General features: G+C 54.7%; 18 protein-coding genes. 6 read left to right on the forward strand and 12 right to left on the reverse strand.

The features are described 5' to 3' along the window. Positions 1-7: 7 nt before the first annotated feature. The 7 genes from ACFQPC_RS17165 to recG form a co-directional block, all read right to left on the reverse strand. On the reverse strand, positions 8-442 hold the full coding sequence (locus ACFQPC_RS17165) for an RcnB family protein (RefSeq protein ID WP_382273062.1): 435 nt from the start codon (positions 440-442) through the stop codon (positions 8-10). Between the two features lie 159 nt (positions 443-601). Further along, positions 602-1102, reverse strand: coding sequence for a GNAT family N-acetyltransferase (locus tag ACFQPC_RS17170; RefSeq protein WP_382273063.1), 501 nt, complete (start codon positions 1100-1102; stop codon positions 602-604). 13 nt (positions 1103-1115) lie between these two features. Next, entirely contained in the window at positions 1116-1754 is a 639-nt protein-coding gene (locus ACFQPC_RS17175) for a DJ-1/PfpI family protein (RefSeq protein WP_382273064.1), read from the reverse strand. Positions 1755-1793: 39 nt separating this feature from the next. Then, complete coding sequence (locus ACFQPC_RS17180; protein ID WP_382273065.1) at positions 1794-3230, reverse strand: DHA2 family efflux MFS transporter permease subunit; 1437 nt, start codon at positions 3228-3230, stop codon at positions 1794-1796. Positions 3231-3245: 15 nt separating this feature from the next. Continuing rightward, complete coding sequence (ubiA, locus tag ACFQPC_RS17185; protein WP_382273066.1) at positions 3246-4100, reverse strand: 4-hydroxybenzoate octaprenyltransferase; 855 nt, start codon at positions 4098-4100, stop codon at positions 3246-3248. A gap of 50 nt (positions 4101-4150) precedes the next feature. Then, on the reverse strand, positions 4151-5098 hold the full coding sequence (locus ACFQPC_RS17190) for a LysR substrate-binding domain-containing protein (RefSeq protein WP_041296324.1): 948 nt from the start codon (positions 5096-5098) through the stop codon (positions 4151-4153). Between the two features lie 58 nt (positions 5099-5156). Then, positions 5157-7277: an ATP-dependent DNA helicase RecG gene (gene recG / locus ACFQPC_RS17195; RefSeq protein WP_382273067.1), complete on the reverse strand. Its 2121-nt coding sequence runs from the start codon at positions 7275-7277 to the stop codon at positions 5157-5159. A 233-nt stretch (positions 7278-7510) separates the two neighbouring features. On the opposite strand from recG, the gene queA reads away from it, so the two are divergent. The 5 genes from queA (at position 7511) to secF (ending at position 13089) form a co-directional block, all read left to right on the forward strand. Beyond that, a complete protein-coding gene (gene queA / locus ACFQPC_RS17200; protein WP_382273068.1) occupies positions 7511-8536 on the forward strand; it encodes a tRNA preQ1(34) S-adenosylmethionine ribosyltransferase-isomerase QueA in 1026 nt (341 codons plus the stop codon). Then, positions 8530-9657, forward strand: a complete 1128-nt coding sequence (gene tgt / locus ACFQPC_RS17205; protein ID WP_382273069.1) for a tRNA guanosine(34) transglycosylase Tgt — start codon at positions 8530-8532, stop codon at positions 9655-9657. Before queA ends, tgt begins: the two co-directional genes overlap by 7 nt. A gap of 103 nt (positions 9658-9760) precedes the next feature. Then, positions 9761-10084 carry a preprotein translocase subunit YajC gene (gene yajC, locus ACFQPC_RS17210; protein WP_124575624.1) on the forward strand — a complete coding sequence of 108 codons (324 nt, stop codon included), beginning with the start codon at positions 9761-9763 and terminating at the stop codon, positions 10082-10084. A 79-nt stretch (positions 10085-10163) separates the two neighbouring features. Next, positions 10164-12023: a protein translocase subunit SecD gene (gene secD / locus ACFQPC_RS17215; RefSeq protein WP_382273070.1), complete on the forward strand. Its 1860-nt coding sequence runs from the start codon at positions 10164-10166 to the stop codon at positions 12021-12023. Positions 12024-12144: 121 nt separating this feature from the next. Beyond that, entirely contained in the window at positions 12145-13089 is a 945-nt protein-coding gene (gene secF, locus ACFQPC_RS17220) for a protein translocase subunit SecF (protein WP_382273300.1), read from the forward strand. A 61-nt stretch (positions 13090-13150) separates the two neighbouring features. On the opposite strand, the gene ACFQPC_RS17225 is transcribed toward secF, so the two are convergent. The 5 genes from ACFQPC_RS17225 to purB all read right to left on the reverse strand — a co-directional run bounded on the left by ACFQPC_RS17225 (position 13151) and on the right by purB (position 16912). Continuing rightward, positions 13151-13600, reverse strand: a complete 450-nt coding sequence (locus ACFQPC_RS17225) for a MarR family winged helix-turn-helix transcriptional regulator (protein ID WP_382273071.1) — start codon at positions 13598-13600, stop codon at positions 13151-13153. A gap of 81 nt (positions 13601-13681) precedes the next feature. Continuing rightward, entirely contained in the window at positions 13682-14251 is a 570-nt protein-coding gene (locus ACFQPC_RS17230) for a YceI family protein (RefSeq protein ID WP_012078221.1), read from the reverse strand. Between the two features lie 64 nt (positions 14252-14315). Then, a complete protein-coding gene (locus tag ACFQPC_RS17235; protein ID WP_382273072.1) occupies positions 14316-14891 on the reverse strand; it encodes a YceI family protein in 576 nt (191 codons plus the stop codon). Between the two features lie 26 nt (positions 14892-14917). Next, positions 14918-15442: a cytochrome b gene (locus tag ACFQPC_RS17240; RefSeq protein WP_012078223.1), complete on the reverse strand. Its 525-nt coding sequence runs from the start codon at positions 15440-15442 to the stop codon at positions 14918-14920. Positions 15443-15544: 102 nt separating this feature from the next. Further along, on the reverse strand, positions 15545-16912 hold the full coding sequence (gene purB, locus ACFQPC_RS17245; protein ID WP_382273073.1) for an adenylosuccinate lyase: 1368 nt from the start codon (positions 16910-16912) through the stop codon (positions 15545-15547). A 199-nt stretch (positions 16913-17111) separates the two neighbouring features. Here purB and ACFQPC_RS17250 point away from each other — a divergent pair, with 199 nt between their 5' ends. Next, complete coding sequence (locus tag ACFQPC_RS17250; RefSeq protein WP_382273074.1) at positions 17112-17723, forward strand: glutathione S-transferase N-terminal domain-containing protein; 612 nt, start codon at positions 17112-17114, stop codon at positions 17721-17723. Positions 17724-17772 lie beyond the last annotated feature (49 nt).

The following is a 17772-nucleotide window of genomic DNA, read 5'->3' on the forward strand; positions in this document are numbered from 1 at the left end:
GCTGGAATTAATTGCCGAGGATGATTTGTGCGATGACGCCGGTGGCAATTGCGATCAGCACATAATCACCGCCGGTTTGTACCCAGTTATAACCACGCGGTGGAGCCGACAGGTGATGACCGCGCCAGTCGTTGACTACGTATTGGTGGCCACGGTATTCACGTGGCAGATGGCCGCCTTTGTAGTAATTGTGGTTTGGTCCGGCACCACGGCCGTCATGATGCACGGAGCGACGGTTATCGTGCCTGCCGTCGTGCTTGTTTCCATGTTTATCGCCGTATTTATTATTGCCGGGCTTGCCGTGGTCGTTCCCCGGGCCGCCTCTTTGCATTTGTTCGTTGTGACCGCGATCACCGCCGCCGTTATAGCCTTGCGCGAATGCGGCGCTGCTGGCCAACAGAGTCACCGTCATGATCGACGAAATAATTATTTTACTGTTCATCTCTGCTCCTTGTAGTGGCGAATGTGCCTGGCAATATCCACTGCTGTATCAGCGTTGGCATGCCGCACATTGATTACACATGAAAACGACGTTTGCATCCAGCATGCTTTGGTAAGGCGTGTTACCAGATGTTTCCGTCTGTTATCGCCAGCGGCATTTTTATGCCTGGGCGGAGAATGCCGGATGGTAGCTGACTGTTCCGCTCGGCAATTCAGCCTGAAACGGCAAAGCCATAAAATATTCAGCCGGCAAGCCAGGGTAGGACAGTGTTTCATGAGATCTGAAGCCAAAGCGCTGGTAATAGGCGGGATCACCTGCCACGACGCAGCCCCGGGCTTTATCTGCGCGCAATAGAGCCAGGCCGTTTTCTATCAGTGCCTTGCCTATCCCCTGATTTTGACATCCTGGCAGTACCGATGCCGGTCCCAGGCCATACCAGTTTTGACTGCCATCCGAGATATCGACCGGTGAAAATGCGACGTGGCCGACGACTTCACCTTCAACCTCTGCCACCAGCGATATCGGGAGTGCGCCTGCTGCACGTAAAGCGGCAATGATGAAGTGTTCGCATTGATCGCTATGCGGATGGTCGGCGAATGCAGCGCGTGTCAATGCTTCGATGGCAGTGGCGTCAGTAGCTTGTTCAGGGCGTATGAGCATGAATCAGATTGCTTTATGTTGTGGGTAGCAACGGAACACGCCGGACCGACGATTCAGGGAATGGATATTCCATATGGCGTGCAGTCGCGCGCGCTACCTCTTCACCGCAGTAACGTTGCACCACGATCAAAGCCATATCGATACCGGCCGAGATGCCGGCAGAAGTCAGCACCTTGCCTTGTTCGACCACCTGCGACACGGAATCCACCGTGACCTTCGGGAACAGCTCCTGCATCCAGTCCAGTGAACGCCAGTGCGTCGTGGCGCGCAAACCATCCAGCAAGCCGGCATTGCCCAGCACCAGTGCACCGGTGCAAACTGAAGTCAGGGTTTCCACCTGTGCGGCGCGTTCGGTGACAAAGGACAGCAGCGCCGGATTGTGCATTTCCTTGCGTGTGCCCCAACCGCCAGGCACCAGCAGGATATCCAGTGGCGGACACTGTGCGAAGGTCGTGTCCGGCAATACACGCATGCCGCCGGTAGTAACGATGGTCTTGTCATGTTCGGCCACCAGTACCACTTCGAACGGCGAAGGTTCTTCGCGGCGACGCTCGGTGTTGATGCGTGTGACGGAAAAGACTTCAAACGGGCCGCAAAAATCCAGGACTTCCACATCATCAAAAATAACGATGCCTACACGCTTGCGTTCCATAGTCTGCTCCTGAGTTAATCGTTGAATGAAATTTTCGGTTTAGCTTGTCGTGTGTGCCTTGCTGACACTCTCGCCATCGTTGGGCCGCAGGGTCCAGAACGACAACGATGAAATGATGGTTAATCCACCTAATGTCAGGAATGCATGGTGCAGGGCATTGCCGACGGCGGCGCGGTCGGATTGCGGCAAATCACCCAGGTACCAGGCCGCGATAATCGAACCGAAGGCGAGGCCGAAACTCATCGACATTTGCTGCATCGAACTGGCGATTGTACTGGCCATGCTGGAGTCTTCCGGATTGATATCCGAGTAAGCCATCGAATTCATGCTGGAGAATTGCAGCGAATTGAAGAAGCCTTGGGCCAGCCCCAGTAATAGGATCACGGCGACAGGCGTGTTCGGTGTGATGATGGAAAACAGGGAAATCGTGATGCCTATCATCACGGTATTGACGATCAAAACCTTGCGATAACCGAAGTGACCGAGCACCCGCACTGAAATCAGTTTCATCGCCATCGCGGCGGCGGCGGTCGGCATCATCATCAGCCCTGACTGCCACGCGGGCAGGCCGAGCCCGAGCTGGTACAGCAGCGGCAACAGGAACGGCAGGCCGCCTACACCGAGGCGCGTGATAAAACCGCCGACCACGGAGACGCGGAAGGTGCGCGTTTTGAACAATGCCAGTTGCAATAGCGGATGCAGCGTGCGCCGTGCGTGCAAAACATAGGTACCCAGCAGGGCCAGCGAAATGATGAACAGGATGGTGGTGGACGTTGCATCCAGATAGTGTTCGCCAAAGATTTCCAGGATCCACGACAGCAGGGCAACGCCGGAGCCGAACAGCACGAGGCCGATGACATCCAGCGGGCGTGGCGAATCCGAACGGTAGTCCGGCATATGGCGATGGATCATCCACTGCGCTGCCAGGCCTATCGGTACATTGACGAAGAAGATCGCCTGCCACGGCAGCCAGTGCACGATCAAACCGCCTACTGTCGGTCCCAGCAAGGGGCCGATCAAAGCCGGGATGATGACAAAATTCATCGCCGCCAGCAGTTCGGATTTCGGGAAGGTGCGGATCACGGTCAGGCGTCCGACCGGCATCATCATCGCGGCGCTGAAGCCCTGCAGGATACGCGCTGCTACCAGCATGGGGACGTTCACCGACAAACCGCACAGGATGGAAGAAAAGGTAAACAGGCCGACTGCGACGCTGAAGACGCGGCGCGTACCGAAGCGATCCGCCATCCAGCCGCTGATAGGAATGGAGACCGCCAGTGCCAGGATGTAGGAACTGACGACTGCCTTCAGGCTGAGTGGCGTGACATGCAGGCTGGCCGCCATCGACGGTACGGCGGTATTGATAATGGTTGAATCGAGCTGCTCCATGAACAGTGCAATTGCTACCACCCAGGGCAAATAGCGTTTGACTTTGGCTTCGTCGGTCGCGTTTGCATTGGGTGGGATGGTCGACATGGTGTGGGCTTGTAATCAGCGCAGCAGATAGTCGAGTGCGACACCGCCAAAGATGGCGCCGCCCAGCCAATTGTTGTGGTTGAAAGCGGCAAAGCAGCCGGCACGTTCGCGGCTGCGTATCAGTGTGTAGTGATACACCGCACATACCGCCGCCAACAGCAGGCCGGCGACGAACCAGATACGCAAACCGAATTGCCAGCCGACGACACCAATGATGCCCAGCGTCATCGCATAGCAAAACATGATGATGGCCACATCGTAACGGCCGAAGGTGATGGCTGAGGTTTTCATGCCCAGTTTCAGGTCATCCTCACGATCGACCATCGCATACTCAGTATCGTAGGCCACCGACCAAAAGACATTCGCCACCAGCAGCCACCACGCAGCGGCCGGCACTGTATTTTGCACGGCGGCGAAACCCATCGGGATGCCGAAGCCGAAAGCAATGCCAAGGTAAGCCTGCGGGATGGCAAAGAAGCGTTTGAAATACGGATAGGTGGCAGCAATGATGACAGCTGCTATCGACAATTGCTTGGTCAGCGTATTGAGCGGCCAGATCAGCGCAAAGGCGAGCAGGGTCAATACCAGCGCGACCAGCAACGCTTCATACGGTTTGATTTTGCCGCTGGTGATCGGCCGGTCCACCGTGCGTTGTACATGTTTGTCGAAATCGCGATCCGCGTAGTCGTTGACAGCACAACCGGCGGAACGCATCAGGACCGTACCCAGCGTAAAGATGGCGACCAGCGTCCAGTCCGGCTTGCCGTCCGAGGCCATCCACAACGCCCACAGGGTGGGCCATAGCAGCAGCAAAATGCCGATAGGTTTATGCAGGCGGATCAGGCGGAAGTACAGTTGGAGGCGATTCATCTAACAGTGTTTCTTATACAGGAGAAGGAAAACCAGCCGATGCAAATGCATCAGGCTTCGGATAGTGGTTCATCGGGCAGCATGGTGACACCATGCAGGTCGCAAGACAGCAAGGCTTGTCGCACGGCTTCGATCGCGGCACCACGGGTAAAGCTTTTGCGCCAGACCAGCACGACGCGGCGTGAAGGACCGGGTTGTGTAAACGGGATGTAGCGCAGCATGCCGTCCTTGGCTTGCATATCGGGGATCGATGCTTGTGGCAAGACCGTGATGCCGATGCCGGACGCCACCATATGGCGTATGGTTTCCAGCGAAGAGCCTTCGAAGGTGCGGGCGATGCCGTCGCCGGAAGTCGAGAAGCGCGACATTTCCGGACAGACTTCCAATACCTGGTCGCGGAAGCAGTGGCCGTTGCCGAGCAGGAGCATGGTTTCCGATTTCAGGTCATCGGTGCTGACGCTGTCACGATTGGCCCACTTGTGGTGCTTGGGTACGGCAACGACAAAGGGTTCGTCATACACCGGTTGCACCAGCAAGCCCTGATCCGGGAATGGCAGCGCAACGATGGCCGCATCCAGTTCACCCTGGCGCAATAGTTCCAGTAATTTGACGGTGAAATTTTCTTGCAACACCAGCGGCATTTGCGGCACGCGTTCTATGATGGTCTTGACCAGCGGCGGCAACAGGTAGGGCGCGATCGTGTAAATAATGCCGAGGCGGAACGGGCCGACCAGCGGGTCCTTGTTTTGTTTCGCGATTTCCTTGATGGCGGCGGTCTGTTCCAGTACGCGTTCAGCCTGCGCCACGATTTGCGCACCCAGGGGCGTCATCGAAATTTCGCTGCCACCGCGTTCGAACAGGGTGACGCCCAACTCATCTTCCAGTTTCTTGATGGCGACGGATAAGGTCGGTTGTGCGACGAAGCAGGCTTCTGCCGCGTGGCCGAAATGCTTTTCGCGTGCGACGGCAACTATGTATTTGAGTTCGGTAAGCGTCATGATGGAGTCTTTGCCTTCGGGTCGATACCTGAGTTTATGCTGAGCCTAAGGGCTTATTCTATACCTTCAGGTAGTCCTCACGTGCGCCCAGCCAGCGCGCCAGATGTGCATCGACTGTCGCCATGTCGTCGCGCAGCAGGGTTTGCGCCAGGTCGCGGGCGCGATCAAGCAGCCATTGATCGGTTTCCAGGTCGGCAAAACGCAGCATGGCCTGGCCCGATTGACGCGCCCCGAGGAATTCACCGGGACCGCGTATTTCCAGGTCCTTGCGCGCAATTTCAAAGCCATCGGTCGATTCGCGCATGATGCGCAAGCGTTGCTTGGCAATCATTCCGAGCGGTCCCTGGTAGAGCAGCAGGCAGACACTGGCGGCCGAACCACGTCCGACGCGGCCGCGCAATTGATGCAATTGCGAGAGGCCGAAACGTTCTGCATGCTCGATCACCATCAGCGAAGCATTCGGTACGTCGACGCCGACTTCAATCACGGTAGTGGCAACCAGCAAGTGAATCTCGCCGCGTGTGAAGGCATCCATCACTTGCTGTTTCTCGGCCGGCTTCATGCGTCCATGCACCAGCCCGACCTGCAAATCCGGCAAGGCTTCAACCAGGGTTTGATGCGTATCGGTCGCGGTTTGCAATTGCAATGCTTCGGATTCTTCGATCAGCGGGCAGACCCAGTACACCTGGCGCCCTTCCAGTGCGGCGGCATGCACGCGTTCGATTACTTCATCGCGACGGTTCTGGTCGATGACGCGTGTCACGATGGGTGTGCGTCCCGGCGGCAGTTCATCAATGACCGAGACTTCGAGGTCGGCGTAATAGGTCATTGCCAGCGTGCGCGGGATAGGCGTGGCGGACATCATCAATTGGTGCGGGATGGTTTGCTGCTGCGCGCTCGCATTAATATCCACGCCCTTGTTGCGCAGTACCAGGCGCTGACCGACGCCGAAGCGATGTTGTTCATCGACGATGACCAGTCCGAGTTTGGCAAACTGCACATCTTCCTGGATCAGCGCATGCGTGCCTATGATCAGTTGTGCGGTGCCGGCTTCGATACGTTCCTTGGCTTCCAGCTTTTCTTTTTTCTTCAGGCTGCCGGTCAGCCAGGCGACGTTCACACCCAGCGGTTCCATCCAGCCGGCGATTTTGCGGAAGTGCTGGTCGGCCAGGATTTCGGTCGGCGCCATCAATACTGCCTGGAAGCCACTGTCTATCGCTTGTGCTGCAGCCAATGCGGCGACTACGGTTTTGCCGCTGCCTACATCACCTTGCAACAGGCGCTGCATCGGGAAGGATTGCTTGAGGTCGGCGCGGATTTCTTCCAGTACGCGTTGTTGTGCGCCGGTCAGTGAAAACGGTAATTGCTTGAGGAAGGCTTTCGACAGCTTGCCTATGGTCGGCAGCACGGCTGCACCTTTGGCGCGACGTGCCATTTGCGCGCGCTTCATCGATAACTGCTGTGCCAGCAATTCGTCGAATTTCATCCGCACCCAGGCCGCATGTGAACGATCCGCCAATGCGCTTTCATCGATATCGGGCGGCGGATTGTGCAACAGGCGTACCGCCGGTTCGAAAGACATCAAATCGAGTTCGCCACGCAGCTTGTCGTTCAGCGTATCGCGCCATTCGATGCGCGTCATCGCGTCCATGATGGTCTTGCGCAGTATGGTTTGCGACAGGCCTTCACCAGCCGGATAAACCGGTGTCAGCGCGGCGGGCAACGGCGCACCTTCGAGCACCATCTTGTAGCTGGGGTGCACCATTTCCGCACCGAAGAAGCCATGTCGCACTTCACCGCGGGCGCGCACCCGATTGCCTTCGGCCATTTGCTTGACCTGGCTGCCGTAAAAATTCAGGAAGCGCATCACCAGCTGGCCGGTGTCGTCGGAGATGGTCACGACCAGCTGGCGGCGTGGCCGGAAGGCGACTTCACAGGAAGTCACGACGCCTTCGACTTGTACCGAACGGCCGAAAATGAAACCGGCTTCGCCGATGCTCTTGATCTCGGTTTCGTCTTCGTAGCGCATCGGCAAATGCAAGACCTTATCCATGTCGGAGCGCAGGCCGAGCTTGATCAGTTTGTCGTCGATTTTCTCCGCGCGTGTGGGTGCCGCCGACTTGGTCGTTTTGCTAGTCTTTTTGGCAACAGTGGCGGGCTTTTTCTTCAGTACAGGCATATCGGGCCGAAAATGGGCGGCAGGGCGTAAAATAGCAGGTTTTGCGATGACTTCATGTGTCTTGCGTGTGGCAACACATGTAAGGCCGAGACTGCAAGCATTGCAACCATAGCAGTTCTGCCGCGCGATTGCTGCAAACAAATTTGTCTGCGTCACACCTCGGACAGTAAAACCGAAGCCGTCATGCGATATGCATGGCATTTTTAACGACGTTTTCAAACCTCAATAGCTGTATGTATTCACTTTCCGATTTCGATTTCGATTTGCCGCAAGAATTAATTGCGCAAACACCCCTGGCCGAACGTAGTGCTTCGCGCTTGCTGCAAGTACTTCCCGAACAAATGACGGATCGCAATTTTTCCGACATCGTCGACTTGCTGTCACCCGGCGATTTGTTGGTATTCAATGACACGCGCGTGTTGAAGGCACGTTTCTTTGGCGTCAAGGAAACCGGCGGCAAGGTTGAAGTACTGGTTGAGCGCGTGATAGACCAGCGCAATGTACATGCGCAGATACGTGCCTCCAAGTCCCCCACGGTTGGCATGCGTATCCGCCTGGCCGATGCTTTCGATGTCATCGTCGGTGAGCGCGCCGGTGAGTTTTATGAATTGCAATTCCCCGACGATGTCTTCGAGCTGATCGAGGCACATGGCCGTCTGCCTTTGCCGCCGTATATCGAACATGCGGCTGATGCCTACGATGAAACGCGTTACCAGACTGTCTACGCAAAGACGCCGGGTGCGGTCGCGGCACCGACTGCCGGTTTGCACTTCGACCAGGCCTTGCTGGATGCACTGACCGCGAAAGGCGTAAAGCTCGCTTACATAACCTTGCACGTGGGTGCTGGCACTTTCCAGCCGGTACGCAATGAAAACCTGGCCGAGCACAATATGCATAGCGAGTGGTACACCATCTCGCAGCAAACCGTGGACTTGGTCAAAGCCACACAGGCTGCAGGTGGCAATATCGTGGCGGTAGGTACTACCAGCATGCGCGCGCTGGAATCGGCTTCACAAAGCGGTGTGCTGCAGGCAGGCAGCGCCGATACGCGCTTGTTTATTACGCCAGGCTATACCTTTAAAACGGTCACGCGCCTGATTACCAATTTCCATTTGCCGAAGTCGACACTGCTGATGCTGGTGTCGGCCTTTGCCGGTTATGACACCATACGTGCTGCTTACCAACACGCCATTTCCCAACGTTATCGTTTCTTCAGCTACGGCGATGCGATGTTTTTGACCAGAATGCCCACATGTTAAATTTCAAATTACTTAAAACCGACGGCAATGCGCGTCGCGGCCAACTGACGCTGAACCATGGCGTGATAGAAACGCCTATCTTCATGCCGGTCGGTACCTATGGCTCGGTGAAGGCGATGTCACCGCTGGAATTGAATGAGATCGATGCGCAAATCATCCTCGGCAATACCTTCCACCTGTGGCTGCGCCCGGGCAATGACATCATCGCCAAGTTCGGCGGCCTGCATGAATTCATGGGTTGGAACAAACCTATCCTGACTGATTCCGGTGGTTTCCAGGTGTTTTCGCTGGGTGAGATGCGCAAGATCACCGAAGAAGGCGTGCATTTTTCGTCGCCTATCAACGGCGATAAATTATTCCTGTCGCCGGAAGTGTCGATGCAGATCCAGCGCGTGCTGAATTCCGACATCGTGATGCAGTTCGACGAATGCACACCATACGAAATCGACGGCCGTCCGGCCACCACCGAAGAAGCAGCCAAGTCGATGCGCATGTCGCTGCGCTGGGCGAAACGCTCGATGGATGAGTTCAAGCGCGAAGAAAACCCGAATGCCTTGTTCGGTATCGTGCAGGGCGGCATGTTTGAAAACCTGCGGGATGAATCGCTGGCCGGCCTGGAAGAATTGAATTTCCACGGTGTGGCGATCGGCGGCCTGTCGGTCGGTGAACCGAAGGAAGACATGATGCGCGTGCTGGAACACGTCGGTCCGCGCCTGCCGGCGAACAAGCCGCATTACCTGATGGGTGTCGGAACGCCGGAAGACCTGGTGGCAGGTGTGGCGAGCGGGATAGATATGTTCGATTGCGTGATGCCTACGCGCAATGCTCGTAACGGCTGGTTGTTTACCCGCTTTGGCGATATCAAGATCAAGAATGCGCGTTACAAGGATGACAAGAAACCGCTGGATGAAAGCTGTTCCTGCTATGCCTGCCGCAATTTTTCCCGTGCTTACTTGCATCATTTGCATCGTACCGGCGAAATTCTGGGTGCCAGACTGAATACGATACATAACTTGCACTACTATCTGGACCTGATGCGCGAGATGCGGGAAGCGATCAGCGAAGGGCGATTCCAGCTCTTTGTGGTCCAATTCCATGCGGATCGTGCACGCGGAAGCTGATCTTTCTTTAATGAAAATCAGTCAGCACCGGAAAAGCGATTTTCCAGTGCTAAAATAACCGACCCATATTTATTCAACCATTATTACAACCTGGAGCATACCCGTGTTTATTTCCAACGCTTACGCTGCAACTGCCGCTGGCGGCGTCCTGGGCAACCTGACCCAATTCGTGCCTATCATCCTGATGTTCGTTGTGCTGTACTTCCTGATGATACGTCCACAGATGAAACGTCAAAAAGAACACAAGGCGATGATTGAAGCCGTAACACGTGGCGATGAAGTCGTAACAGCAGGCGGTGTACTGGGCAAGATCACCAAGGTTTCCGATGTCTACCTGTCGCTGGAAGTGCAAGACGGTACCGAGATCGTGATTCAAAAAAGCGCAGTGACTACCTTGTTGCCTAAGGGTACGATCAAATCGCTGTAATGGGTTAAACACCCCACCTCCGCTGGTCGGACGTGGGGTTGATTTTTGTCTGACGTTCCACCCCGAACCCTGAATCAATATGAATCGCTATCCCCTCTGGAAGTACATTATTATCGCTGTCGCACTGCTGTTGGGTGTGTTGTATACCCTGCCGAACTTCTTCGGCGAGTCGCCAGCGGTACAAATCAGCAGTGCCAAAGCCACCGTCAAGGTGGACAGCTCCCTGATGAGTCAGGTCGAGCAGGCCCTGAAAAAAGACGGTATCCAATACGACGGGATAGTCTATGAAACGATAGGTACGCAAGGTACCGTCCGTGTTCGTTTCCCTAATACCGATATCCAGTTCAAGGCCAAGGGCATACTGGAAAAAGATTTGAACACCGATCCGGAAGATCCGACCTATCTGGTGGCTTTCAATCTGTTGCCGAATACGCCAGGCTGGTTGCAAAGCCTGAATGCGGCACCTATGTATCTCGGCCTTGATTTGCGCGGTGGTGTGCACTTCCTGATGCAAGTTGATACCAAAGCGGTGATGAACAAGCGCGTGCTCGGTTTGCAAGCCAGCGCCCGCAGCATCCTGCGCGACAAAAATATCCGCCATGCCGGTATTGCGCGTAGTGGTGACAATGTGGAAATCCTGTTCCGTGATGCAGATACCCGTAACAAGGCGCGTACCGTACTGAGCAATGAATTGCGCGAACTGGTACTGACCGATGCCGGTAGCGGTGAAGACCTGAAGCTGGTGGGTGCATTGAACCCGACAGCATTGAAACAAACGGTAGAAGACGCAGTCCAGCAAAACATCACTACCCTGTCCAAGCGTGTGAATGAACTGGGTGTGACCGAGCCGCTGATCCAGCGCCAGGGTGCGGATCGTATCGTAGTACAAATGCCGGGTGTGCAAGACGTATCGCGCGCCAAGGACATCATCGGTAAAACAGCAACGCTGGAAGTTCGCCTGGTGGATGAAACAGTCACCCGCGGTACCGAAGAAACTGCCGCGATTCCATTCGGTTCAGAACTGTTCAAAGTCGGCAAGAACGCACCTGTCGTCCTGTACAAGGATCCGATCATTACCGGTGAATACATTTCCAGCGCTTCGGCCAGCTTCGATCAAAACCACCAGCCTTCGGTCAGCATCGACCTGAACGGCGACGGTGGTCGTCGCATGCGTGAAGCAACCCGTACCCGGGTCGGCAAGGCAATGGCGATTGTGCTGTTTGAAAAGAACAAGGGTGAAGTCCTGACCGTTGCGACTATTCGCGACGAACTGGGCGCACGCTTCCAGATCACCGGCATGGGTTCGGCCGAAGCAGCCAGCGACCTCGCTCTGCTGTTGCGTGCTGGCTCGCTGGCGGCACCGATGGAAATCATCGAAGAACGTACGATCGGACCGCAACTTGGTGCTGAAAACATTACCAAGGGCTTTGATGCCACGCTGTACGGTTTCATCGCCATCGGCATCTTCATGATCATTTACTACCGTGCATTCGGTTTCTTCAGCGTGTTTGCGCTGGCGGTCAACCTGATGTTGCTGATTGCCTTGTTGTCCTTGTTGCAGGCAACCTTGACACTGCCGGGTATCGCCGCGATTGCGCTGACACTGGGTATGGCGATTGATGCCAACGTGCTGATTAATGAGCGGATACGCGAAGAGTTGCGTGCCGGGCATTCACCGCAAACAGCGATTTCGATGGGCTTTGAACGTGCATGGGCGACCATTCTTGATTCCAACGTCACCACCATGATTGCCGGCCTGGCGCTGCTGATCTTCGGTTCCGGTGCGGTGCGTGGCTTCGCCGTGGTGCACTGCCTGGGGATTTTGACTTCGATTTTCTCCGCCGTGTTTGTGTCACGTGGCGTGGTTAATCTCTGGTACGGCCGCAAGAAGAAACTGACAACAGTATCCATCGGCCAGGTCTGGAAACCTGCAGACTGATATTGAAATGCGAAGCGCCGGAGCGGCGTTTCGGATGTAGCTAAGTTGCAGCTATTTGAATTGTATTTAGACAGACCGCCTGATGACTTAAGCGACAGGCGGTCGCACTGAGAGGGAAGTGATGGAGTTTTTCCGCATCAAAAAAGATATCCCGTTCATGCGCCATGCGTTGATCTTCAACGTTATTTCCGCGCTGACGTTTGTCGCTGCCGTATTCTTCTTGTTGCACCGGGGTTTGCATCTGTCGATTGAATTTACCGGTGGTACGGTAATGGAAGTCACCTACTCGCAGCCGGCCGACATCGAAGGCGTGCGCGGCAAGTTGACCGACCTTGGCTATGTCGATATGCAAGTGCAAAGCTTCGGTACTGCACAAGACGTATTGATCCGTTTGCCGGTACAGAAAAACGCCGATTCGGCGCAAATCAGCGAACGTGTGATTGGCGCCCTGAAAGCGCAGGACAGCACGGTGGAGCTGAAGCGTGTCGAGTTCGTCGGACCGCAGGTCGGGGACGAGTTGACGCATGATGGCCTGATGGCGCTGGGCATGCTGGTGATCGGCATCATGATCTATCTCGCGATTCGCTTCGAATGGAAGTATGCGGTATCGGCGATCCTGGCTAACTTGCATGACGTGGTGATCATTCTCGGCTTCTTTGCTTTCTTCCAGTGGGAATTCTCGCTGACAGTGTTGGCGGCGGTGCTGGCGGTACTCGGTTATTCGGTCAATGAATCGGTGGTGGTATTTGACCGCGTGCGTGAAACCTTCCGTGATCGCCGCTTCGGAAAAATGGCAACTGCCGACGTACTGAACCATGCGATTACCAGTACGATTTCCCGTACCGTGATTACCCACGGCTCGACCCAGTTAATGGTCTTGTCCATGCTGTTCTTCGGCGGTCCTACCCTGCATTACTTTGCACTGGCACTGACCATCGGTATCTGCTTCGGTATTTACTCTTCGGTCTTCGTTGCTGCTGCGCTGGCGATGTGGCTGGGTGTGAAGCGTGAAGACTTGCTGAAGCCGGTCAAGGAAAAAGACGAACATGATGGTGCTGTGGTTTAAGCACTGCGCATAATAAAAAAGCCGGCATCTGCCGGCTTTTTTTATGTCCATGAGTAAGTACTCAATATTTTTGTTTTGGTTCTTTCCCGGTCAGGTTGGCATGCAGCTTGGTCAATTCCTTGTCCAATGCATCGAAGTCCTGTGCGTCGTAATTGACGAATGATTGCTTGCCGAAGGCGATTTGCTGGCTGAATACGCGCTTGAATTCAGCGTCGCCGGCAGCGGTCAGCTTGACCAGGGTGCTGCGTCTGTCTTCGATCTGGGTGACGCGTGCTACCAGGCCTTTTTCTTCCAGCCGGTCTATCACGCCGGTCAGCGTACCCTTGGTGATCAGGGTTCTTTCACCCAACTCTTTGAAGCTCATGCCACAGGTATTGCCCAGGGTGGCGATGATATCGAATTGGGATGGCGTCAGCCCGGTGCGGCAACGGATATTGGCGCCCGACTGGCGTTCGAATGCATGAAAGCACTCGGCCAGAAGACGAATGCTGCGTAAATATCGTTCAGCCATAAAGCCAGTCGCTACCCATCAAAATAAAAAGCCGACGCAGTATAACGCCGGCTTTTGTGATTGCACAATCGCTTGACTTAATCAGTCTGCTTTGACGGCTTCAACCTGGATCGCCAGTTTGACGTCAGGCGAGAAGCCGTAGTTCAAAGCGTAGTTCAGGCCGAAATCGCTACGTTTGAATTCAGCAGATGCATCGGCGCCACACACTTCACGCTTCAGCATAGGGTGCTGGATACATTTGAATTTGTTGATGTTCAGGGTGACTGGTTTGGTCACGCCCAACAGGGTCAGCTCGCCATCAACCGAAACCGGCTTGTCACCATCGAACTTGATCGATTTGCTTTTGTAGGTGGCGGTAGGGAATTTTTCGACGTTGAAGATATCTTTGCTTTTCGCATGTTCATTCATCTTCGCATGGCCGAAGTCGATCGAGTTGGTATCGATCACGATTTCCAGCGAACCGGTTTTTGCCGCACGGTCCAGTACCACGGTACCGCTGGTTTTTTCGAACTTGCCACGCCATACCGAAATGCCCATGTGGTCAGCTTCAAAGCTAGGATAGGTGTGGCTAGGATCGATTGTATAAGTTTGTGCAAATGCAGAGCTCGCGCCAGCGGCCAGCAAACAGATCAGTGCAAGTTTGGATTTCATTCAAATAACTCCTGGGTTGTGTGGGCTAATTAATTACTTCTTATTTGGGGTGCTACGGGAACTGCTATTGCGCCGTGACGACACGGAATTTAATCGTGACTTCATCAGCCACCATGCTGGTGTCTTTCCATTCACCTTCACCGATGTTGTAGGTCAGGCGTTTGATCGGTAATACACCTTCAAAGACTTGGTTGCTGCCTTCTTTTTTGACGGTGAGCGGGAAGCTGACATCGCTGGTTTTACCCTTGATGGTGAGCTTGCCGGTGACATCAAGTTTGCCTGCTGCACCAGGTTTGATCTGGCTGGAAACAAAGGTCGCTTTCGGGAATTGGGCGGCGTTAAACCATTCTTTTTTCAATACTTCACGGTTGTATTCCGGATCGCCGAGATCGAAGCCGTTGACGTCGATATCGACGTTGGCTTTGGAGGTTTCTGGTTTGGCCGCGTCATAAGTGATTTGCGCGTTGAATTTCTTGAAGGTCGCCTCAACCGGCACATTCAATTGTTTGAAAACGATAGTGACTTTGCTTTTGGCCGGGTCTGTTTTAAGTGCGGTGGCGGCAAGCGCAGGAAGTGCCAGGAAAATGCCGGCAATGGCGAGCCAGCGTGTGGTTTTGCCGGAGATGGAGCGAACGAACATGGGTAATCCTTTCGGTAAAAATGAATTCACGGCAGCATGCGTTGCAGCGTGCGGTCGCGGTCTATGAGTTGATGCTTGATGACTGCCAGTATATGCAGGAAAAAAACGATAAGCAGGGTGACATTGCAGGCGTAATGCACTTGCTTGAGCAAGGCCTTCAATTCCTGGTCAGGGCCGATAAAGACAGGCAACGGTACTATGCCCAGGTAGACCACCGGCACACCTGCTGCCAGGCTGTAAAAATAACCCGATAGCGGTACCGCGAAGATGAGGACATACATCAGGCCGTGCGAAACGCGCGCAGCCTTCTTTTGCCAGTCCGCCATGCTGGGCGGGTGTGCCGGTGCCGGATGGCTCAGGGCCCACAGCAAACGTAAGCAAGCAAGGCCAAAGACGGTCACGCCCAGCCATTTATGCCAGGAAAAGTATTTGAGTTTGGTGGGGGTAAGCCCGGGAATGTCGACCATGGTCAGGCCGAGCAGGAAGGCGGCGATGATCAGGATCGCCATGAGCCAGTGCAGCGCGATTGCAGTCAGGGTGTAGCGGCGCATAGATAGTGTTTTGCTTATTAGTTCAAATTAGAACTAATATAGCAAAATAATTCCCAGCGTGCTGAAGCCTGTTTTAATAGGCTCCAGTGGCTGGGACACTAGTCAGATCTCTTTGGCGAGTTTGGTGGCGTAGCCGATGTAGTTTGCCGGTGTCATCGCCAGCAAGTGATCCTTGGCTTCTTGCGGAATCGCCAGGGTGGCGATGAATTCCTGCAGCGCTTCCTTCGAAATACCCTTGCCGCGGGTCAAATCCTTCAATTGCTCGTATGGATTTTCGATGCCATAACGGCGCATCACGGTTTGCACCGGTTCCGCCAGTACTTCCCATGTTTCATCCAGGTCTTGTGCAATACGGACCGGATTGACTTCCAGCTTGTTCAGGCCGCGCAGGCAGCTGTCATAAGCGAGCAGTGCATAACCGAAGCCGACACCGATATTGCGCAAGACGGTGGAGTCGGTCAGGTCACGCTGCCAGCGCGACACCGGCAGCTTCTCTGCCATGTGTTTCAGTACGGCATTGGCCATGCCCAGGTTGCCTTCGGAGTTTTCGAAGTCGATCGGGTTGACCTTGTGCGGCATGGTCGAAGAACCGATTTCGCCGGCTTTGGTCGATTGCTTGAAGTAACCGAGGGAAATGTAGCCCCAGATGTCGCGGTTCAAATCCAGCAGGATGGTGTTGGTGCGTGCGATCGCATCAAACAATTCCGCCATATAGTCATGCGGTTCGATCTGGATCGTGTATGGATTGAAAGTCAGGCCCAGGCGCTTCTCGATCACTTCTTTCGAGAACGCTTGCCAGTCTGTATTCGGGTAAGCCGACAAGTGCGCATTGAAGTTGCCGACGGCACCATTCATTTTGCCGAGGATTTCAACTGCAGCTATGCGCTCAACTGCGCGCTTCAGGCGTGCCACCACGTTTGCCATTTCCTTGCCGAGCGTAGTCGGGCTGGCCGGCTGGCCGTGGGTGCGCGACATCATCGGCAGCGCAGCGTTGTCATGTGCCAGTTGTGTCAGTTTGCTGATCAGGCCCTGCAGTGCTGGTACCAGCACCGTATCGCGTGCGGCCTTGAGCATCATGCCGTGCGAGGTATTGTTGATGTCTTCGGAAGTGCAGGCGAAGTGGATGAATTCCGTTGCCGCGACCAGTTCCGGTACGTCCTTGACCTGTTCCTTCAGCCAGTACTCGACAGCTTTCACGTCATGGTTGGTAACGGCTTCGATATCCTTGATGCGTTGTGCATCGGCTTCGGTGAAATCGGTGGTCAGCTTGTTCAGCAAGGCATTGGCGCTGGCCGAAAACGGTTTGATTTCAGCAAAACCGGCAGCAGACAATGCTTGCAGCCATGCAATTTCCACTTTTACCCGATGGTGCATGAAGCCTGATTCGGACAGGATAGGGCGCAATTTATCGGTTTTGCTGGCGTAACGGCCATCGAGTGGAGACAGGGCTGAGAGCGTGGAAAGAGGCATGATGAGGGGCGACAAGCGCTATGACGTGATTGAAAAAGCTGCCGAAAATACAAAAAACGGCATAAATTGAGGAAGACGACATTCTACCACTTCAGCGCCCCTATAGCCCGAAAGCGCCATCTATGTGAGGTGGGAGATGGCGGGTTTTCGCCTGGGGCCGATGTTATAATCGCCTTCCGATTTTAGAAGTAAAGCATCTATGAAACTGATTGGTTCTCTCGCCAGCCCTTACGTACGTAAAGTACGTGTTGTCATGTTGGAAAAAAAGATCGATTATGATTTCGTTCTTGAAAACGTGTGGGGTGCCGAAACCACGATACAAGAATCCAATCCGCTCGGCAAAGTGCCGTGCCTGGTGATGGAAGATGGCGGCGCGATGTTTGATTCACGCGTGATCGTCGAATACCTGGATACGCTGACGCCGGTTGGCAAGCTGATTCCACCAAATGGTCGCGAACGCGCCGAAGTCAAATGCTGGGAAGCGCTGGCCGATGGTGTGGCCGATGCCGCGATGCTATTGCGCCTTGAGCACACCTTGCGCCCTGCAGAACAACGTAGCCAAGCCTGGATAGACCGCCAAAGCAAGAAGGTACACGATGGCTTGAAGGCGATGTCGGTAGGCTTGAAGGACACCGCCTTTTGCGCCGGGAACCAGTACACGCTGGCTGACGTGGCGGTAGGTTGCGTATTGGAATGGCTGTCTTTCCGCTTCCCTGAGATCACATGGCGTACCGACTATCCAAACCTGGAAAAGCTGCTGGAAAAACTGTCGGAACGTCCTTCCTTCAAGGAAACGGTACCGACCAAGTAAGCACGCTGCACATTGGAAAAGGGACGCATAGGCGTCCCTTTTTTCTTTA

This window comes from Herminiimonas glaciei (assembly GCF_042664955.1).
Lineage (GTDB): Bacteria > Pseudomonadota > Gammaproteobacteria > Burkholderiales > Burkholderiaceae_D > Oxalicibacterium > Oxalicibacterium glaciei.